Genomic DNA, 18045 nt, shown 5'->3' with positions numbered 1-18045 from the left:
GCGCCGGTATGCCCGCGCCGTTACAATCACGCGATGATTCCGCACGACCTCACCTTCGTCCTCGGCGGCGCGCGCTCGGGCAAGAGCGCGCACGCCGAGCGGCTCGCCGCCGACAGCGGCCGCCCCGTCACCTACATCGCGACCGCCACTGCCGCCGATGCCGAATTCGCGCAGCGCATCGCGCACCATCGCGCGCGCCGGCCGGCCGACTGGGGTTTCGCCGACGCGCCCGTCGACCTCGCGGGCACGCTCGCGCGGCTCGACGATCCGCACGCGTGCCTGCTCGTCGATTGCCTGACGCTGTGGCTGACGAACCTGCTGTGCCCGGCCGACGGCGAATCGCTCGACGATGCGCAGTACGCGGCGCAGGTCGACCGGCTCGAGCACGCGTTGCGCAGCGCACGCGCGAAGGTGATCGTCGTCAGCAACGAGATCGGGCTCGGCGTCGTGCCGCTCGGATCGCTCACGCGCCGCTACGTCGACGAACTCGGGCGCCTGAACCAGCGCGTCGCCGCGCTCGCGACGCGCGTGACGCTGCTCGTCGCCGGGCTGCCGCTCGACCTCAAGGCGGGAGCGCCGTCATGCTGATGCTGTCGCTGCCCGTCGTCGCGATGTTCGCGGTCGCGGCCGCGATCGTCGACCGCGCGCTCGGCGAACCGGCCGGCTGGCACCCGCTCGTCGCGTTCGGCCGCCTCGCCGCGCGCATCGAAGGCGCGCTGAACACGGGCCGGCACGGCCGCGTAGCCGGCGTCGCCGCGTGGATCGCGGCGGTCGTGCCGCCGGTCGCCGTCGCGGCATGGCTCGCGGCCGTGCTGCCGTGGCCGCTCGCGGCCGCGCTGCACATCGCGCTGCTGTGGTTCGCGCTCGGCGCGAAAAGCCTCGCCGACCACGTCGCGCCGATCGCCGCCGCACTGCTGCGGCGTGACCTCGGCGCCGCCCGCACGCTGACCGCCCGCATCGTGTCGCGCGACACGAGCGACGCGGACGAAGGCGCGCTGTCGCGTGCGGCCGTCGAGTCCGCACTCGAGAACGGCAACGACGCGATCTTCGGCGCGCTGTTCTGGTTCGTCGTCGCGGGCGGCCCCGGCGCGCTGCTGTTCCGGCTCGCGAACACGCTCGACGCGATGTGGGGCTACCGCACCCCACGCTTCCTGACCTTCGGCTGGGCCGCCGCGCGCCTCGACGACGCGCTCAACTGGATTCCCGCGCGCCTCACGGCCGCGAGCTACGCGCTGCTCGGCGATACGGCCGCCGCATGGCGCTGCTGGCGCACGCAGGCCCGCCACTGGGACAGCCCGAACGCGGGCCCGGTGATGGCCGCCGGCGCCGGCAGCCTGAACGTGCAGCTCGGCGGCCCGGCCGTCTATCACGGCGAGATCGAGGATCGTCCGGCGCTCGGCACCGGCGCAACGGCAACCGCCGTCCACATCGTCGCCGCGCTGTCGCTCGTCACGCGCACGCTTGCCCTGTGGCTCGCGCTGCTGGTCACGAGCGGCGCACTCGTCATGGCCACCCATCATGTCTGACACCCGCATCGTGCACGGCGGAAACCTGCATGAAGCCGCACGCCGCCACGGCATTCCATACGACACGTGGCTCGACCTGTCGACCGGCATCAATCCGGTCGGCTATCCGGTACCGCCCGTGCCGGCCGACGCATGGCGCCGGCTGCCCGACGACGGCGACGGCCTCGCCGCCTGCGCCGCGCAGTACTACCACGCGCCCGGTCCCGCGCACGTGCTGCCGGTTGCCGGCAGCCAGGCTGCAATCCGTGCGTTGCCCGCGTTGCTGCCGGCCGGCGACGCCGGCGTCGCGGCGCTCGCATACGGCGAATACGCGCCCGCGTTCGCGCGTCACGGCCATCGCGTCGTCGCGCTCGATATCGGCACGGATACGTTGCCTGCCACGTTGCGTCACATCATCGTCGGGAATCCGAACAATCCGACCGCCGAGTTCGTACCGGCCGAGCGCCTGCTCGGCTGGCACGCGCAACTGGCGGCGCGCGGCGGCACGCTGATCGTCGACGAGGCATTCGCCGATACCGGTGCGACGCAGTCGCTCGCGCAGCACGTCGATCGCCCGGGGCTCGTCGTGCTGCGTTCAGTCGGCAAATTCTTCGGGCTCGCCGGCATCCGTGCGGGCTTCGTGCTCGCGTGTCCCGACCAGATCGTCGCGCTGCGCGACATGCTCGGCGCATGGACGGTCGGCGGCCCTGCCCGCCACGCGGTCGCCGCGGCATTCGCCGATCGCGCCTGGCAGGCCGCCGCCCGCGAACGGCTCGCGGCCGACGGCGAGCGGCTGGCCGCCCTGCTGCGCGCGCACGGCTTCGCGGTTCGCGCGACGCCGCTCTTCAGCTGGACCGACGACCCGCGCGCCGCGGCACTGCATGCGGCACTCGCGACACGCGGGGTCTGGACGCGGCACTTCCCGGCACCGTCGAGCGTGCGCGTCGGCATGCCGGGTAGCGAAGCGGAATGGCAGCGGCTCGGCGACGCGCTCGCGCACTGCGTGCCGACGCTGCGACAGGAGTCAGCATGAGTCCGCGCATGTGCATGTTCCACCGTCTGATGCCGGTCGCGATGCTGACCGCCCTTGCTTACGCGCCGCTCGTCCACGCCGACGTCACGACGCGCGACGACGCCGGCAATGCCGTTACGCTGCCGGCGCCCGCGCAGCGCGTGATCAGCCTCGCGCCTCATGCGACCGAGATGGTCTACGCGGCCGGCGGCGGAAAGAAGCTCGTCGGCACCGTCACGTACAGCGACTATCCGCCCGCCGCGCAAGCGATACCGCGCGTCGGCGACAACAAGGCGCTCGACCTCGAGCGGATCGCCGCGCTGAAGCCCGACCTGATCGTCGTCTGGCGGCATGGCAACGCCGAGCGGCAGACCGACGCGCTGCGCGCGCTGCACATCCCGCTGTTCTTCAGTGAGCCGAAGCATCTCGACGACGTATCGTCGTCGCTGCACCGGCTCGGCACGCTGCTCGGCACGCAACCGGCGGCCGATGCGGCCGCAGCCGCCTTTACGCGCGACATCGCGGCGCTGCGCACGCGTTACGCCACGCGCGCCCCCGTCACGATGTTCTTCCAGGTCTGGGATCGGCCGCTGATGACGCTCAATGGCACGCACCTGATCAACGAAGTGATCGAGCTGTGCGGCGGCCGCAACGTGTTCGCGTCGCTCAAGCCGCTCGTGCCGACCGTTACCGACGAGGCCGTGCTCGCGGCGAATCCGGAGGCGATCGTGACGACCAGTGCGGGCGCGTCGCGGACGGAAGAACCGCTGCCGAGCCTGGCGCGGTGGCGTACGTGGCCCGCGCTGACGGCCGTGGCGCGCAGCAACCTGTTCGCGATCGACGGCGACCTGCTGACGCGGCCGTCACCGCGGATCGCGCAGGGCGCGGCCGCGCTGTGCAAGGATCTCGATACCGCGCGGGCGCGGCGGCCGGCGCGCTGATTGCCGGCAACTTGCGCGCTCGTCGCGCGCGCACCTGCGCCCGATGCGTCCGCTATCCGAGACGGATTGACCGCGCGCCGCGTCGTTAGCCTGCAAACGTCCGCACGCCTATTCGTCCCAGTGCACCACTTCCCACGTTCGCGCAGCGGCATCCGCACGCAGCCAGACGACACCACCTGTCGGCACCGGCCGCGACAACAGCGTATCGAGCGGTACGCCCAGTACATGCGATGCAAACGCGCGGATCACGCCTGCATGCGTGACCGCCCATTGCGGCCGGTCGAACTGCGCCACTGCATCGGCCCGCCGTGCGACCCGCGCGGCAAACCGTGCAACGCTTTCGCCGCCATGCGCGCACGCATGCATCAGGTCGGCCGCCCACGCATCGAGCGCCGCGCGATCGATATCGTCCCAGCGCCGCATTTCCCACGCGCCGAAATCCATTTCCTGCCAGTCCGCATCGCGCTGCAGCGGCACGTCGCATGCGTGCGCGAGCCGCTCGGCAACCGACGCACAGCGCGTCAGCGGGCTCGTCCAGACCTGTTCGGGAAGCGGTGCGCAGAGTGCCGACAGATGTGCGCGCACGGCCTGCGCGCCGGCGTCGGCCGACGCGGCGAGCGGCACGTCGCTGCGTCCGTAGCAGATGCCCGGCTCGATGCCGACGGCCGGATGACGGATCAGGACGACGTCCATCCGAGCACCACGAGGTAGATCGCCAGTTCGCACAGTTGCTGCGCGAAGCCGAGACAGTCGCCCGTATAACCGCCGATCCGCTTCACGAAATAGCGGGCGGCACACGCGCGCACGAGCGCGAGCACCACGCATGCGACGATCCCCATGCGCCAGTCGGGCCAGAACAGCCAGGGCAACCCGAATAGCGCGGCGACGCACGCCGCGCGTGCGCCCATCCGTTGCGCGACCGGTTTCGCCTTGCCTTCGGGCCGCACGTAGTCGAGCGTCATCAGCAAGCTCACGGCCGCCGCGCGGCTCGCCGCGTGCGCGGCGATCATCGTCCACGCGGCACGCAACGGCAGCATGGACGCAAGCGCCTGCCATTTCAGTCCAAGCGAGATCACGAGCGCGACTGCGCCGAACGTGCCGATCCGCGAGTCGTGCATGATGCGCAGCACGTCGTCGCGCGTATAGGCGCCGCCGAACGCGTCGCAACTGTCGGCCAGGCCGTCCTCGTGAAAGGCGCCCGTTGCGAGCAGCGTGGCGGCCATCGACAGCCCGACCGCGATCGATGCGGGCAGCGCGCGCAGCGCAACGAGATACACGAGCGCGCCCCATGCGCCGACGCATGCGCCGACGAGCGGAAAATAACGCGCGGCCTGGTCGAGATCGCCGGCCGCGTAGCCGATCGCGCGCGGCACGGGCACGCGCGTGAAGTAGCCGAGCGCGACGAAGAAGTAGCGCAGCTCGGCCCGCACGCCGCGCGTGCGATCAGGCGTCACGATTGTCGACGCCGGCGGATTCGAAGCTCGCCATCTCCGTGAGAAACGCAGCCGCCGCACGCACGAGCGGCAGCGCGAGCGCCGCGCCGGTGCCTTCGCCGAGCCGCAGGTCGAGCGCGAGCAGCGGCTTCGCGCCGAAATGCTCGAGCATGCGCCGGTGCCCGGCCTCGTGCGACGTATGCGAGAACACGCAGTAGTCGCGCACGCCGGGCACGATGCGCTCGGCGACGAGCAGCGCGGCCGTCGCGATGAAGCCGTCGACGAGGATCGTCATCCGCGCACTCGCGGCCGCGAGATACGCGCCCGTCATCATCGCGATCTCGAAACCGCCGAACGTTGCGAGCACGTCGAGCGGCGCAATCGCGTGCGAGTGCCTGACGAGCGCACGGCCGAGCACTGCGCGCTTGTGCGCGAGGCCCTGGTCGTCGAGGCCCGTGCCGCGCCCGACGCAGGCGTCGACCGGCACGCTGAGCAGGCGGCTCATCAGGCACGCGGCCGACGACGTGTTCGCGATCCCCATCTCGCCGAAGCCGATCACGTTCGTGCCGAGCGACGCATGCAGGCGCACGCGCGCCGCGCCGGCCGCGAGTGCCGTCATTGCCTCGTCGCGCGTCATCGCCGGCTCCGCCGCGAAGTTGCGCGTGCCGCGCGCGACCGGCAGCGACACCAGCCGGTCGGACAGCGGCAACGGCGACGCGACGCCCGCATCGACGATCTCGAGCGTGCACTGCGCGACGCCCGAGAATGCGTTGATCGCCGCACCGCCGGCGAGGAAGTTCGCGACCATCTGTGCGGTCACCGCTTGCGGATAAGGACTCACGCCCTCGGCGGCAATCCCGTGATCGCCGGCAAACACGATCATCACGGGACGCTGCACGACCGGCCGCTCGGTGTGCTGGATCAGGCCGATCTGCAGCGCGATCGCCTCAAGCTGGCCGAGGCTGCCGGGCGGCTTGGTCTTGTGGTCGATCACGTGCTGCAGGCGCTTGCGCAGCACATCGTCGAGCGGCGCGATCGCGGGCGGGAAGGGGGTCGGGGTCGTCATCGAAAAGCCGTGTCGTTGGCGCGGCGTGCGTCGCGCATCGGAAAAGAAAAGGTCATTGTCGCTCGGGCCACGCCGGCAGCAGCGCATCGCGGCCGTTCTCGCGGATCAGCACCAGCGGATAACCGAACGCATCGCTCGCGCGCTCGGGCGTCAACACATCGTGCACGGGGCCGGCCCACGCGTGGCCGCGGCCGTCGAGCAACAGCGCATGCGTCGCGAAACGCCGCGCGAGATTCAGATCATGGCACGAGAACAGCACCGTGCGCGGGCCCGCGTCGAGCCATGCGGTCAGCGCGGTCAGGCAATCGATCTGGTGATGCAGGTCGAGATGCGCGAGCGGCTCGTCGAGCAGCATCAACGGCGCATCCTGGCACAGCGTCGCGGCCAGCGCGACGCGCTGGCGCTCGCCGCCCGACAGCGACAGCACGTCGCGCGACGCAAGCGCGGCCAGGTCGAATGTCGCCAGCGCGTCGCGCGCGGCTGCGCGGTCGCCATCACGCTCCCAGCCCCAGCCGCCGAGATAGGGAAAGCGGTTGAGCAGCACCGTGTCGAACACGGTCGCGCTGAATGCGTCGTGCAGTTGCTGCGGCATCAGCGCGCGGCGCTGCGCGAGCTGCTCGGGCGGCCATGCGGCAAGCGCCCGGCCGTCGATCTCGACCCGTCCGCCAGCCGGCGGCTGCAGCCCCGCGAGGGTCGCAAGCAGCGTCGTCTTGCCCGCGCCATTTGGCCCGGCGACGCACCAGATCTCGCCGGGACGGAACGCCCGCGTAAAACCGTCGAGCAGCGTGCGCGCGCCGGCCTTCAGCGTCAGGTCGACGGCCGCGTAGTTCATGTCGCCGGCAGTGGCGTGCAGTGCGGCCCCTGTCATCGCATCGGCCTCCTCAACAACATCCACAGAAACACCGGCACGCCGATCAACGCGGTCATCACGCCGACCGGCAGCTGCGCGGGCGCGATCGCGGTGCGTGCCAGCAGATCGGCGGCCATCACGCCGCCGCCGCCCGCAAGTATCGCGGCCGGCAGCAGCATCCGCTGGTCGTTGCCGAAGGCGAGCCGCAGTGCATGCGGCACGACGAGCCCGACGAAGCCGATCGTGCCGGCCGTCGTCACCGCGGCCGCGGCGGCCAGTGACGCAACGAGATAGATCCGCACGCGCAGGCGCGCAACGGGCACGCCGAGCGCGAGCGCGGTCGCATCGCCGCGCAGCAGCACGTTCAGTTGCGGCGCGGCCGGCAGCGCGACGCATGCGGCCAGCAACAGCGCGCCCCATGCGAACCACGGCGCCGTCACGCCGTTCAGGTCGCCCGTCAGCCAGAAGATGATCCCGCGCAACCGTGCATCGGGCGCGAGCGACAGCAGCAGCGTGACGAGCGCGCCCCACCCCGCCGCGATCACGACGCCCGTGAGCAGCAGCCGCGGCGACGCGTCGCGAGACTCGCCGCGCCACAGCTCGCGGCGTGCGAGACCGAGCACGAGCGCGACCGACACGAGCGAGCCGGCGAACGCCGATGCATCGACGAGCCACCACGCGCCGCCCGCGATCATCGCGACGAGCGCAAAGCCGGCCGCGCCGCCCGACACGCCGAGCACGTAGGGTTCCGCGAGCGGATTGCGCAACAGCACCTGCAGCAGCGCGCCGGCCAGCGCAAGCAGTGCGCCGCACGCGAAGCCCGCGAGCGCACGCGGCAGGCGCAGCGTGCGGACGATGTCGGCGAACAGCGCGTCGCCGCCATGCGGCACGAGCGACGCGAGCGCCTGCCATGGCGACATCGGCACGCTGCCGATCGACAGCGACGCGACGAACAGCAGCGCGACCGCCACGGCCAGCGCGGCCCAGATCGCGGTGGCGCGCGCGGCGCTCATGCCGCGCACGCCACCGCACACGACGTGCGGCGCGCTCGCTTGCGGCTGCCGGCCGGTCGTGACTCGAGCGTCGCGCGGACGATTGGGGTCAGCATCGAAGAAGATTCCGTGAAGCATTGCGCGCCCCGCTTCCCCGCAGGCCGCGCGTCACGAAGCCCGTGCGGGCTCCCCGTCTCGGCCGGTATCCGGGCTGGCGGCGGTCCGGCTCGCCTTCCCGCGCGATGACGCGCAGTGGCCCGCGCCTGCATGCGAAACCTGCACGCGAAACGCGCCCGAGCCGGCCTGCGTCATCGGACGCGGCCGCTTACCGTTGCGGGGGCAGCGCAGGTTGGCGGGCTTCCGGCGCCCGCGCCCTGCTTCCCGTTTAACCGCGCGTTCCACGCGCGAGCACCGAGGCGGCGCCAGTTTAGGAGCCGGTCGCGCGAGCGTCAAGGAAGCGTCCGGACACGCACGAGACGTGCTGATTCGCGGCAAGAAGCAGGGGTGTTACGACTGGAAACGTTACAGATGTCGGATTGCGCGTTATTCCGCGCTAAAATGCTGGGTCTTTAGAGGACGCAGCAAATGCTCAACGAACTCGAAACCCTATCTCAAAATATTGGCCGTCTGATTTCGCTGAACAAGCGCTATCACTCGGAACGGCTCGCGCTCGAGGAGCAGGTCGCGCAATTGCGCGCGGATGCGGACGCAGTCCGCACGGAACTCGCGCAACTGCGCGACGAACGCAATGCACTTGCGGCCGAGCGTGACACGCTGTCGGCAAAGATCGACGACGCCCAGGTGAAACTGAACGCGATTCTCGAAAAGCTGCCGCGCTCGAAAAGCGTGGAGCAAGCCGACAACCAGCTCGACCTGCTGGATGCGCAGGCGCGTACGGATGGCGATGACGCGGCCAGCCACGGAGAACATGCATGAGCACCAAGCAGATCGAAGTCTCGATTCTCGGTCAGGCCTATCGGCTCGCCTGTTCGGCCGAGACCGAAGCGGCGCTGCTCGAAGCGGTCGCGCGCGTCGACGCCGAAATGTCGAAAATCCGCTCGAACAGCTCGGTACGCGGCACCGATCGCATCGCCGTGATGGCGGCGCTGTCGCTGGCGTCCGAATTGCTGCGGCTGCAAACGAGCGTGCGGCACGGTGAAGCATTTCCGGCGGAGGAAATCCGTCGTACAATGCACCAGATGAACGAACAACTCGGCGCGGTGCTCGCACAGCACGAGACGCAGTAACGTTTGATCGATGCGTCGATTCCCCTTGATCTCGGCGATCAACGGTGGTCAAATTGGCGCAACGAAACACAGTTCAGTCAGCTTCCCTGCCTGGTTCGCCAAGGTCATATATTCCTTGAACCAATGCCATGTGCACGGTTGCGGAAATTTGTAGCACGGGCGCGCGCGTCACTCTGTCTGATGTACCCGAAGTGCTGCTAACTGCGACCAATTCTGAACCTCAGGTTCAGGATGCCGGCCTAGCGGCCAAGGCGGGGGCCTATCCAACGGCATCGGGCGAAGCCCGGTGCCGTTTTCTTTTGTAGCAGCCTCTTTCTGCGTCGATCACGATCCATGCAATACTGGCTGATGAAGTCCGAACCGGACGAAGCAAGCATCGACGATCTCGCCAACGCACCGCAGCGCTCGCTGCCGTGGACCGGCGTGCGCAATTATCAGGCGCGCAATTTCATGCGCGACACGATGAAGATCGGCGACGGCGTGCTGTTCTATCACTCGAGCTGCCCCGAGCCGGGCATCGCGGGGCTTGCCGAAGTGTCGTCGACGCCCTACCCCGATCCCACGCAGTTCGATCCGAAAAGCCCCTATTACGACCCGAAGTCGACTCGGGAAGCGCCGCGCTGGCTGCTCGTCGACGTGCGCTACGTAAAAAAATCGCCGCTCGTGCCGCTTGCCGCGCTGCGCGAACACGACGAACTCGCCGACATGCGCGTGCTCGCACGCGGCAATCGGCTGTCGATCACGCCCGTCACGCGCACCGAATGGCGATTCATCACCGAAAAGCTGATGAAGTAGGCGCACGCCAAAGGTCAAATCTGGTCAGTCCGCGCCGCCGCCACGGAACTCGCGGCACTTTCGCGCAGCCTAAGCAACCGCTGTCGGCCGATCGGGCCGGCTGTCGTTTTTTTCGTCGCGCGGGTCGCCCGCGTCGTGCGCGCGCAATCCGCGTGCACGCCCTCGCACAAGGAGTCCAACAATGACCAAGAAATCCGCACTCGCGCTGTCGCTCGCCCTTGCCGCCGCCGTTCCCGTCGCGCTGACGCTCGCGTCGTCCACCGCGCACGCGCAAACAGCCAACCCGCACTTTCCGGAGCCGGCAGGCGTGCTGTCGCTGTCGTCGCAAGCCAGCGCCGACGTGCCGCAGGACATCATCCACATCACGCTGTTCTACGAGCAGCAGGCCAAGGATCCGGGCAGCCTCACCGCGCAGTTGAACCAGCGTGCCGACGCAGCCCTGTCGCAGGCGAAGGGCGTATCGGGCGTCACAGCGCACACGGGCGCATTCTCCGTCTATCCGAGCACCGATCGCGACGGCAAGATCTCCGCATGGCGCGGCCGCACCGAGGTCGCACTCGAATCGCGCGATTTCGCGGCGGCGTCGAAGCTTGCGGGCCAGTTGTCGAACCTGATGCAGGTCGCGAACGTCGAGTTCTCGCTGTCGCCTGAAGCGCAGCGCGCGGCCGAGCAGAAGCTCACGACCGAGGCGATCAAGTCGTTCCGCGCCCGCGCGGACGAAGCCGCGAAGGCATTCGGTTACGGCAGCTACACGATCCGCGACGTGAACGTCGGCGGCGGCCGCAACGTGCAGCCGTACCCGCGCATGATGGCGATGGCCGCGGCACCGATGGACAGCGCGAAGATGAGCGCACCGATCGCGGTCGAAGGCGGCAAGGCCACCGTGTCGGTCACCGTCAACGGCTCGGTGCAGATGAAGTAACGCACAGCACGCGGCAGTCCGAAATGAAAAACGCCGGCCCTCGGGCCGGCGTTTTTCATGTGCGTGCGTGTTGTCGATGCAAACGTCGATGCACGCGCCAATCGCGCGTGCATCGGCATCGCATCATGCAGCGGCATGCGCCGCGCGGCGGCGATACGCCCAGACCATCAGCGCGATGCCCCCGAGGATCATCGGCAGCGACAGCCACTGCCCCATCGACAGGCCGAGCGCAAGCAGGCCGAGGAAGTCGTCGGGCTCGCGCGCGAACTCGACCGTGAAGCGTGCGAGGCCGTAGCCGATCAGGAACAGCGCGGAAATGGCCCCCATCGGCCGCGACTTGCGCGAGAAGAAGAACAGCGCGAAGAACAGCACGATGCCTTCGAGCGCGATTTCATAGAGCTGCGACGGATGGCGCGGCAGCATCTGGTATTGCATGAACACGTCGGCGAGATGCCATTTCTCGACGAGCTCCGGATGCTTCGGCAACCATGCCGCATCGTCGCGCATCGCACCCGGGAACAGCATCGCCCACGGTGCGGCCGGATCGGTCACGCGGCCCCACAGTTCACCGTTGATGAAGTTGCCGAGCCGCCCGGCCGCGAGCCCCGTCGGCACCATCGGCGCGACGAAATCGGTGACCTGCAGCCAGTGGCGCTTGCGCTGCCACGCGAACAGCACCATCGCGAGCGTCACGCCGAGGAAGCCGCCGTGAAACGACATGCCGCCTTCCCACACCTTGAACACGTCGAGCGGATGCGAGAAGTAGAAATCGGCCTTATAGAACAGCACATAGCCGAGCCGGCCGCCGAGCACGGTGCCGAGCACGCCGTAGAACATCATGTCGTCGATGTCCTTTGCGGTCCAGCCCTGCGCCGCGACGTGCGGCAGCTTCAGGCGGATCCGGCCGACGACGATCGCCGCGATGAAGCCGACGAGATACATGAGCCCGTACCAGCGCACGGCCAGCGGCCCGAGATGGATCGCAACGGGGTCGAAATTCGGGTGAATGATCATGGATTAGCGAAGAAGTTTTCGAATGCGGTACGGCCGTCGCAAACGCGCAGCACCGCGCTTTGGACGGCACCGGCGCGTCATCGTTCACGTCACGTGGCGAGGCCCTGCGCGCGCACGACGTCGATGAAGCCGGCCAGCACGGGGCTCACGTCGCCGGTGCGCCACACGAGGCCCGTCTCGACGACCGGCGCGTGACCGGCGAGCGGCCGGTAGACCACGCCGGTGCGCCGCAGGTTACGCAGCGATTGCGGCACCAGTGCGACGCCCATGCCGGCCGACACGAGGCTGACGATCGTCTGCATCTGGATCGCCTCCTGGCCGATGCGCGGGGTTTCCCCCGCCGCGCCGTAGCAGCCCGTAATGATGTCATAAAAGCCGGGCGCCAAACGACGCGGAAAGATCACGAGCGGCAACGCGGCGACCTCCGCGAGACGGACGGGCTCGTCCTCGGGCGCGTCGCTCATCGCGGCCGGCATCGCGATCACCAGCGGCTCGCGCACGACGGGCAGGTACGACAGCCCGGCCGCGTGGCGCGGCGGCACGGGCGGAATGACGAGCCCCGCGTCGATGCGGCCGGCGACGAGTTCGTCGATCTGCACGTCGCTCGTCGCCTCCGCAAGTTGCAGCCGCACCTGCGGATAGCGCGCGCCGAACGCGCGCAGCAGCGCAGGCAGCAGCCCGTAATCGGCGGTCGACACGAACGAGAGCGACAGCGAGCCGGCTTCGCCGCGCGCGAGCCGGCGCGCAAGCGGCGGCAACGCATCGGCGGATGCCAGCAGCCGGCGCACGTCGGGCAACAGCGCGGCCCCGACCGCCGTCAGCGCCACCGAGCGCTTGGTGCGCACGAACAGCGCGACGCCGAGCGCGTCCTCGAGCGCGCGAATCGCCTGCGACAGCGGCGGCTGCGTCATCGACAGGCGCTCGGCCGCGCGACCGAAATGGCGCTCGTCGGCGACGGTCGCGAAATAGCGCCACTGGCGCAGGTCGGGAGTCGGATCGGCCATGCCTCTCTCATTCGCAAAACGACTTAATAATCGACAAATAATATATTGGACATCCCAATCCGGAAACTCCATTCTTGATTGATCCGAACCGGCACGCCGCTCACCGGCACTGCCCAGACAACGATGGAGTCCCCCATGGCTTACAACCGTCGCTCGAAGCACATCACGCAAGGCGTGGCACGTTCGCCGAACCGCTCGATGTATTACGCACTCGGCTACCAGAAGGACGATTTCGACAAGCCGATGGTCGGCATCGCCAACGGCCATTCGACGATCACGCCGTGCAATTCCGGCCTGCAGCGCCTGTCGGACGCGGCCGTCGCGGCCGTAAAGGCGGCCGGCGCGAACCCGCAGATCTTCGGCACGCCGACGATTTCGGACGGCATGTCGATGGGCACCGAAGGCATGAAGTACTCGCTCGTGTCGCGCGAAGTGATCGCCGACTGCATCGAGACCTGCGTGCAGGGTCAATGGATGGACGGCGTGGTGGTCGTCGGCGGCTGCGACAAGAACATGCCGGGCGGGATGATCGCGCTCGCGCGCCTGAACGTGCCGGGCATCTACGTGTACGGCGGCACGATCCGCCCCGGCAACTGGAAAGGCCGGGACCTGACGATCGTGTCGTCGTTCGAGGCCGTCGGCGAATTCACCGCGGGCCGGATGTCGCAGGAGGATTTCGAAGGCGTCGAGCAGAACGCATGCCCGACGTCGGGTTCGTGCGGCGGGATGTACACCGCGAACACGATGAGTTCGTCGTTCGAGGCGCTCGGGATGTCGCTGCTGTACTCGTCGACGATGGCGAACCCCGACCAGGAGAAGGTCGATTCGGCCGCCGAATCGGCGCGCGTGCTCGTCGAAGCCGTGAAGCGCGACCTGAAGCCGCGCGACATCATCACGAAGGAATCGATCGAAAACGCGGTATCGGTGATCATGGCGACCGGCGGCTCGACCAATGCGGTGCTGCACTATCTCGCGATCGCGCACGCGGCCGAGGTCGACTGGACGATCGACGACTTCGAGCGCATCCGCAAGCGCGTGCCCGTGATCTGCGACCTGAAGCCGTCGGGGAAGTATGTCGCGACCGACCTGCATCGGGCCGGCGGGATTCCGCAGGTGCTGAAGATCCTGCTCGACGCGGGGCTGCTGCACGGCGACTGCATGACCATCACCGGCCGCACGATCGGCGACGAACTGAAGGACGTGCCGAGCGCGCCGCGCGCAGACCAGGACGTAATCTTCCCGATCGACCGCGCGCTGTACAAGGAAGGCCACCTTGCCATCCTGAAAGGCAATCTCGCGGAAGACGGCGCGGTCGCGAAGATCACCGGCCTGAAGAACCCGGTGATCACGGGCCCGGCACGCGTGTTCGACGACGAGCAGAGCGCGATGGATGCGATTCTCGGCGACCGGATCCGCGCAGGCGACATCCTCGTGCTGCGCTACCTCGGCCCGAAGGGCGGCCCCGGCATGCCGGAAATGCTCGCGCCGACGTCCGCGATCATCGGCAAGGGGCTCGGCGAATCGGTCGGCTTCATCACGGACGGCCGCTTCTCGGGCGGGACCTGGGGCATGGTGGTCGGCCACGTCGCGCCCGAGGCGTTCGTCGGCGGCACGATCGCGCTCGTGCAGGAAGGCGACTCGATCACGATCGACGCGCACCGGTTGATGCTGCAACTGAACGTCGACGACGCGGAACTCTCGCGCCGCCGCGCCGCATGGCAACAGCCGGCGCCGCGCTACACGCGCGGTGTGCTCGCGAAATTCGCCGCGCTGGCCCGGCCGGCAGACAAGGGCGCCGTCACGGGTTGACGCGGGCGCATCACAACATGCGACCCCGATAAACATGGCCGCCGGGGGAACGCGCAAAACGCGCTTTCCCTTTGCTTTTATAATGCGCGGACCATGTAGCCGGCCGTCCCCGCCGGCGGAGAACCGCATGAAACACACGATATTGCGCGCCCTGCTCGCCACGCTGCTGATCGGCAGCGGGGCGGCGGCGCGCGCCGACCAGGCCGACGGGCTCGCGCTTGCCCAGCGCAAGAACTGCATGGCCTGCCACGCGATCGGCAAGCCGCTGATGGGCCCGTCGTTCCACGACATCGCCGGCAAGTATGCGCCGCGCGGCGACGCCGTCGATTACCTTGCCCAGTCGATCGTGAAAGGCAGTGTCGGCGTATGGGGCAGCGTGCCGATGCCCGCCAATACCCAATTGACGAACACCGAAGCCCACACGCTCGCGCAATGGGTGCTGTCGGTGCGCTGAACCCGACGCCATGGACGGGGATAGCCGCCATGCCGAGCCGCACCGACAGACGGGCCTGCCCCGGCTGACCCTCGCCTCGCCGGCAGTTTCACCGGCACTTGCTGTAACCGCACTCCGCTTTTCGCCGGAACGCTCGCGCGCTCAACCGGAATGACCGGCGCGACGGCGTGCGATCTCTTCGTCGACCGCGTCGCGGACCCAGTCCATCACTTCGGTTTCCAGCGCCAGCGCCACTTCGCGCGTGATCTGGCCGACCAGCCAGGCTGAATGCTCGTGCAGCGCGTCGCGGCAGCGGGCCTCGATGGCGTCGCGCCCTTCCCCGGTCAGGTAGTTCGTCAGGCGATTGCGCAGACGCTCGGCGATGTGCTGTGCATCTTCCGGCGTCAGCCCGGCTGCGGCCTGCGCATCCGGTTGCGGCGCGGCGGCCGGTACGACGGCCTCGGGCATGTGCGCTTCACGCGCGTGCCCGGCTGCCTCATGCGCCATCGCGGCAAACGCATGCTGCGGCACATCGTCGTCGGCCAGCGACGAGCGCAGCGGCGCACTCATTGCCGCCGAGTCTTCGGCGACCACGTGCTCCGCGGCACCGGGTTCGGCCGGTGCGTCGGTCTCGCCCATCGCCGCCGCGGCAGCCGTCGCCACATCGCCCGGCAGTTCGACCGCCGGCACGTGCGGCGTCGGCACGGGCTCGACCACGACGCAATCGGGGTCAAGTTCACTTTGCGCTGAATCGGCCGGCGCCGCACCTGCGGTGTGCGGTGCGACCACGTCGGTGAGCACTGGAATCGGCGCGCCGGCGTGCGGCTGCGGTGCATCGGGCGCGGGCGAACGCGCCGGCACCGGCTTGCCCGGCACCAGCACGTCGGTCAGCGTCGGAATCGAGGATGAATCGGCTTCTGTCACGGGAACACTCCGTCGACGGTGGCGGCTAGCTGCCCTGCTTGTAGTTGTTCAGCGCGTATCCGCGATCGCGGTAGAACCGGTAGCGGTCGCGGCCCGCGGCGAGTTCGTCCGGCGCGTTGCCGACCACTTCGAGCAGGCGCTCGAAGCGGGCGAACTGCGCGGGCACGGCCGCGCCGAGGTTCAGCAGCACATGATGATGCGGTGCGCGGTCGAGATCCGCGGCCAGCACGATCGGCGTGGCGGCTGCGTGCTCGCTGTCGACACCGCAATGCGGGATGAAATCGAGCGGCGAAAACGTCCAGAGCTGCTCGTCGAGCGCGCGCAGGCGCGCGGGCTCGGCGAGCACGACGACCGGCTGCCCGGCCTGGTAGGCCTTGCGCAGCAGCCGGCACGCGTACGCGAGCGAATCGCCGACGTTCGAGTGGAAATCGATCCGCGTCATTGCCCGCGTACCCGCAGCGTCGTCAACACCGCCATCACTGGCCGGCGCGGTCGATCAGGAACTGCGCGAGCAACGGCACCGGACGGCCCGTCGCGCCCTTCGCCGCACCACCCTTCCATGCGGTGCCCGCGATGTCGAGGTGGGCCCACGGATAGTTCTCGGTGAAACGCGACAGGAAGCATGCGGCCGTCACGGCGCCGGCCGGGCGCCCGCCGATGTTCGCGAGATCCGCGAAGTTCGACTTCAGCTGATCCTGGTACTCGTCGTCGAGCGGCATGCGCCATGCCGGATCGTTCGCCTCGCGCGACGCGTCGAGCAGTTCGCCCGCGAGCGCGTCGTTCGTCGAGAACAGGCCGCTGTTGTGGCCGCCCAGCGCGATCACGCACGCGCCCGTCAGCGTTGCCACGTCGATCACCGCGGCCGGCTTGAAGCGCTCGGCATAGGTAAGCGCGTCGCACAGGATCAGGCGGCCTTCGGCGTCGGTGTTCAGCACCTCGATCGTCAGGCCCTTCATGCTGGTGACGATGTCGCCCGGCTTCGTCGCGTTGCCGCCCGGCATGTTCTCGCAGGTCGGCACGATCGCGACGACGTTGATCTTCAGGCCCATCTCCGCGACCGCACGCATCGTGCCGAGCACGGAACCGGCGCCGCACATGTCGTACTTCATCTCGTCCATGCCCTCGCCCGGCTTCAGCGAGATGCCGCCCGTGTCGAACGTGATGCCCTTGCCGACCAGCACGACCGGCGCGACCTTCGCGGCGGCGCCCTGGTAGTGCAGCACGATGAACTGCGGCGGCTCGACCGACGCGCGCGCGACCGACAGGAACGAGCCCATCTTCAGCGCCTGGATCTGCTTGAGCCCGAGCACTTCCGCCTTCAGGCCCCAATCCTTCGCGATCTTCTTCGCGGTATTGCCGAGGTAGGTCGGCGTGCAGACGTTGCCGGGCAGGTTGCCGAGGTCGCGGGTGAGATCCATCCCGTTCGCGAGCGCGACGGCCTGCTTGACCGCGACCTTCGCGGCCTTTTCGTCGGACGGATCGACGCTGAACACGACGCGCTTGAGCGTGTGCGACGCCGGTTCCGGCTTGCTCTTCATCTGCGTGAAGCGGTAGGTCTCGTTGCGCAGCGCGAGAATCGCCGCGCGCACGCCCCAGTCGGAGCTGCGCTCGTCGACCGGCAGCTGCGCGAGCGTGAACGTGACCTGGACGACCTTGGTCGCCAGCAGCGCGCGCCACGCGGCCGTGACCGCATCGTTATAGGCTTTCTGATTGAAAGCATCCTGCTTGCCGAGGCCGACGAGCAGCACGCGCGACGCGCCGATGCCCGACACTTCGTGCAGGAACAGCGTCTTGCCGCGCTTGCCGTCCATGTCGCCGGCCTTCACCACGCGCGAAATCAGCCCCTTGGTAGCCGTGTCGATGTCGAGCGCCGCGCCCGAAAGGGTCTGCGCCTCGAAGATGCCGAGCACGATGCAGTCGGACTTCCCGGTCAGGAACCCCTTCGCCTCGCCTTTGCTCCAATCACAGCCTTTTATGCTAAAGTCCATCGCGCTTGTCCTCGGATAAAATCTGGGCTAAGGATGAAAGCCGCAATTATCCGCTATTTTTCCCGTGGCGGCGCGAGCGCTCCTCCACGCGTGCGCAGCCTCCCGCCCTC

20 protein-coding genes, 1 other RNA gene and 1 riboswitch are annotated in these 18045 nt (G+C 68.9%); of the genes, 11 read left to right on the top strand and 10 right to left on the bottom strand.

All coding sequences use genetic code 11. The features are described 5' to 3' along the window. Window positions 1–33 precede the first annotated feature (33 nt). The 4 genes from cobU to B7G54_RS22905 are packed head-to-tail and all read left to right on the top strand — an operon-like array spanning window position 34 to window position 3458. On the top strand, window positions 34–588 hold the full coding sequence (cobU, locus tag B7G54_RS22920) for a bifunctional adenosylcobinamide kinase/adenosylcobinamide-phosphate guanylyltransferase (RefSeq protein WP_085041156.1): 555 nt from the start codon (window positions 34–36) through the stop codon (window positions 586–588). Continuing rightward, window positions 582–1526, top strand: a complete 945-nt coding sequence (gene cbiB, locus B7G54_RS22915) for an adenosylcobinamide-phosphate synthase CbiB (protein WP_085041155.1) — start codon at window positions 582–584, stop codon at window positions 1524–1526. Before cobU ends, cbiB begins: the two co-directional genes overlap by 7 nt. After that, a complete protein-coding gene (cobD, locus tag B7G54_RS22910; RefSeq protein ID WP_085041154.1) occupies window positions 1519–2538 on the top strand; it encodes a threonine-phosphate decarboxylase CobD in 1020 nt (339 codons plus the stop codon). Before cbiB ends, cobD begins: the two co-directional genes overlap by 8 nt. Further along, window positions 2535–3458, top strand: a complete 924-nt coding sequence (locus B7G54_RS22905) for a cobalamin-binding protein (RefSeq protein ID WP_085041153.1) — start codon at window positions 2535–2537, stop codon at window positions 3456–3458. Before cobD ends, B7G54_RS22905 begins: the two co-directional genes overlap by 4 nt. 108 nt (window positions 3459–3566) lie before the next feature. On the opposite strand, the gene cobC is transcribed toward B7G54_RS22905, so the two are convergent. Genes cobC through B7G54_RS22880 form a run of 5 tightly spaced genes read right to left on the bottom strand, consistent with a single transcriptional unit; the run spans window position 3567 to window position 7937 of the window. Then, the gene (gene cobC, locus B7G54_RS22900) at window positions 3567–4151 is read right to left on the bottom strand and encodes an alpha-ribazole phosphatase (protein WP_085041152.1); all 585 of its coding nucleotides are present in this window, start codon (window positions 4149–4151) and stop codon (window positions 3567–3569) included. Then, a complete protein-coding gene (locus tag B7G54_RS22895) occupies window positions 4136–4912 on the bottom strand; it encodes an adenosylcobinamide-GDP ribazoletransferase (RefSeq protein WP_085041151.1) in 777 nt (258 codons plus the stop codon). The genes cobC and B7G54_RS22895 overlap by 16 nt, the downstream gene beginning before the upstream one ends. Continuing rightward, window positions 4902–5957: a nicotinate-nucleotide--dimethylbenzimidazole phosphoribosyltransferase gene (gene cobT / locus B7G54_RS22890; RefSeq protein ID WP_085041150.1), complete on the bottom strand. Its 1056-nt coding sequence runs from the start codon at window positions 5955–5957 to the stop codon at window positions 4902–4904. The genes B7G54_RS22895 and cobT overlap by 11 nt, the downstream gene beginning before the upstream one ends. 52 nt (window positions 5958–6009) lie before the next feature. Beyond that, window positions 6010–6825, bottom strand: a complete 816-nt coding sequence (locus tag B7G54_RS22885; protein ID WP_085041149.1) for an ABC transporter ATP-binding protein — start codon at window positions 6823–6825, stop codon at window positions 6010–6012. Then, window positions 6822–7937, bottom strand: a complete 1116-nt coding sequence (locus B7G54_RS22880; protein WP_085041148.1) for a FecCD family ABC transporter permease — start codon at window positions 7935–7937, stop codon at window positions 6822–6824. The genes B7G54_RS22885 and B7G54_RS22880 overlap by 4 nt, the downstream gene beginning before the upstream one ends. A gap of 42 nt (window positions 7938–7979) precedes the next feature. Then, a riboswitch (cobalamin riboswitch) is annotated at window positions 7980–8230 on the bottom strand. Window positions 8231–8384: 154 nt separating this feature from the next. On the opposite strand from B7G54_RS22880, the gene B7G54_RS22875 reads away from it, so the two are divergent. From B7G54_RS22875 to B7G54_RS22855, 5 genes are all read left to right on the top strand, one after another. Next, complete coding sequence (locus B7G54_RS22875) at window positions 8385–8735, top strand: ATPase (protein WP_085041147.1); 351 nt, start codon at window positions 8385–8387, stop codon at window positions 8733–8735. Further along, window positions 8732–9046, top strand: coding sequence for a cell division protein ZapA (locus B7G54_RS22870; RefSeq protein ID WP_011352906.1), 315 nt, complete (start codon window positions 8732–8734; stop codon window positions 9044–9046). The genes B7G54_RS22875 and B7G54_RS22870 overlap by 4 nt, the downstream gene beginning before the upstream one ends. Before the next feature lie 80 nt (window positions 9047–9126). Continuing rightward, a non-coding RNA gene (gene ssrS / locus B7G54_RS22865) (6S RNA) lies at window positions 9127–9308 on the top strand. 71 nt (window positions 9309–9379) lie between these two features. Continuing rightward, window positions 9380–9841, top strand: coding sequence for an EVE domain-containing protein (locus tag B7G54_RS22860; protein WP_085041146.1), 462 nt, complete (start codon window positions 9380–9382; stop codon window positions 9839–9841). Between the two features lie 181 nt (window positions 9842–10022). Beyond that, window positions 10023–10763 (top strand): SIMPL domain-containing protein, encoded by a 741-nt coding sequence (locus B7G54_RS22855; RefSeq protein ID WP_085041145.1) that lies wholly within the window; start codon window positions 10023–10025, stop codon window positions 10761–10763. Window positions 10764–10886: 123 nt separating this feature from the next. Here the strand turns inward: B7G54_RS22855 and lgt are convergent, their stop codons facing one another. Then, window positions 10887–11777 (bottom strand): prolipoprotein diacylglyceryl transferase, encoded by an 891-nt coding sequence (gene lgt, locus B7G54_RS22850; protein WP_085041144.1) that lies wholly within the window; start codon window positions 11775–11777, stop codon window positions 10887–10889. Between the two features lie 89 nt (window positions 11778–11866). Then, window positions 11867–12781, bottom strand: a complete 915-nt coding sequence (locus B7G54_RS22845; RefSeq protein ID WP_085041143.1) for a LysR family transcriptional regulator — start codon at window positions 12779–12781, stop codon at window positions 11867–11869. 135 nt (window positions 12782–12916) lie between these two features. Between B7G54_RS22845 and ilvD the strand changes: the two genes are divergently transcribed. Next, window positions 12917–14590 carry a dihydroxy-acid dehydratase gene (ilvD, locus tag B7G54_RS22840; RefSeq protein ID WP_085041142.1) on the top strand — a complete coding sequence of 558 codons (1674 nt, stop codon included), beginning with the start codon at window positions 12917–12919 and terminating at the stop codon, window positions 14588–14590. A 127-nt stretch (window positions 14591–14717) separates the two neighbouring features. Further along, window positions 14718–15044, top strand: a complete 327-nt coding sequence (locus tag B7G54_RS22835; RefSeq protein ID WP_085041141.1) for a c-type cytochrome — start codon at window positions 14718–14720, stop codon at window positions 15042–15044. A gap of 141 nt (window positions 15045–15185) precedes the next feature. Here the strand turns inward: B7G54_RS22835 and B7G54_RS22830 are convergent, their stop codons facing one another. Genes B7G54_RS22830 through B7G54_RS22820 form a run of 3 tightly spaced genes read right to left on the bottom strand, consistent with a single transcriptional unit; the run spans window position 15186 to window position 17935 of the window. Continuing rightward, a complete protein-coding gene (locus tag B7G54_RS22830) occupies window positions 15186–15947 on the bottom strand; it encodes a DUF2486 family protein (RefSeq protein ID WP_085041140.1) in 762 nt (253 codons plus the stop codon). 25 nt (window positions 15948–15972) lie between these two features. Beyond that, entirely contained in the window at window positions 15973–16389 is a 417-nt protein-coding gene (locus tag B7G54_RS22825) for a DNA polymerase III subunit chi (protein WP_085041139.1), read from the bottom strand. 34 nt (window positions 16390–16423) lie between these two features. Next, window positions 16424–17935 carry a leucyl aminopeptidase gene (locus B7G54_RS22820; RefSeq protein WP_085041138.1) on the bottom strand — a complete coding sequence of 504 codons (1512 nt, stop codon included), beginning with the start codon at window positions 17933–17935 and terminating at the stop codon, window positions 16424–16426. Window positions 17936–18045: the final 110 nt, after the last annotated feature.

Origin of the sequence: Burkholderia puraquae, assembly GCF_002099195.1 — a bacterium.
Classification (GTDB): Bacteria; Pseudomonadota; Gammaproteobacteria; order Burkholderiales; family Burkholderiaceae; genus Burkholderia; species Burkholderia puraquae.
Note: the sequence above shows the minus strand (reverse complement) of the source record. Positions and strands in the feature narration are given on the sequence as shown.

Bases quoted from the DNA above. Each gene is read 5' to 3' on its own strand.
- B7G54_RS22845 (WP_085041143.1), bottom strand. From the start codon at position 12,781: ATGGCCGATCCGACTCCCGACCTGCGCCAGTGGCGCTATTTCGCGACC.
- B7G54_RS22860 (WP_085041146.1), top strand. From the start codon at position 9,380: ATGCAATACTGGCTGATGAAGTCCGAACCGGACGAAGCAAGCATCGAC.
- ilvD (WP_085041142.1), top strand. From the start codon at position 12,917: ATGGCTTACAACCGTCGCTCGAAGCACATCACGCAAGGCGTGGCACGT.
- B7G54_RS22855 (WP_085041145.1), top strand. From the start codon at position 10,023: ATGACCAAGAAATCCGCACTCGCGCTGTCGCTCGCCCTTGCCGCCGCC.
- B7G54_RS22825 (WP_085041139.1), bottom strand. From the start codon at position 16,389: ATGACGCGGATCGATTTCCACTCGAACGTCGGCGATTCGCTCGCGTAC.
- cobU (WP_085041156.1), top strand. From the start codon at position 34: ATGATTCCGCACGACCTCACCTTCGTCCTCGGCGGCGCGCGCTCGGGC.
- B7G54_RS22875 (WP_085041147.1), top strand. From the start codon at position 8,385: ATGCTCAACGAACTCGAAACCCTATCTCAAAATATTGGCCGTCTGATT.
- cbiB (WP_085041155.1), top strand. From the start codon at position 582: ATGCTGATGCTGTCGCTGCCCGTCGTCGCGATGTTCGCGGTCGCGGCC.
- B7G54_RS22835 (WP_085041141.1), top strand. From the start codon at position 14,718: ATGAAACACACGATATTGCGCGCCCTGCTCGCCACGCTGCTGATCGGC.
- cobD (WP_085041154.1), top strand. From the start codon at position 1,519: ATGTCTGACACCCGCATCGTGCACGGCGGAAACCTGCATGAAGCCGCA.
- B7G54_RS22885 (WP_085041149.1), bottom strand. From the start codon at position 6,825: ATGACAGGGGCCGCACTGCACGCCACTGCCGGCGACATGAACTACGCG.
- B7G54_RS22870 (WP_011352906.1), top strand. From the start codon at position 8,732: ATGAGCACCAAGCAGATCGAAGTCTCGATTCTCGGTCAGGCCTATCGG.
- B7G54_RS22905 (WP_085041153.1), top strand. From the start codon at position 2,535: ATGAGTCCGCGCATGTGCATGTTCCACCGTCTGATGCCGGTCGCGATG.
- cobT (WP_085041150.1), bottom strand. From the start codon at position 5,957: ATGACGACCCCGACCCCCTTCCCGCCCGCGATCGCGCCGCTCGACGAT.
- lgt (WP_085041144.1), bottom strand. From the start codon at position 11,777: ATGATCATTCACCCGAATTTCGACCCCGTTGCGATCCATCTCGGGCCG.
- B7G54_RS22880 (WP_085041148.1), bottom strand. From the start codon at position 7,937: ATGCTTCACGGAATCTTCTTCGATGCTGACCCCAATCGTCCGCGCGAC.
- B7G54_RS22820 (WP_085041138.1), bottom strand. From the start codon at position 17,935: ATGGACTTTAGCATAAAAGGCTGTGATTGGAGCAAAGGCGAGGCGAAG.
- cobC (WP_085041152.1), bottom strand. From the start codon at position 4,151: ATGGACGTCGTCCTGATCCGTCATCCGGCCGTCGGCATCGAGCCGGGC.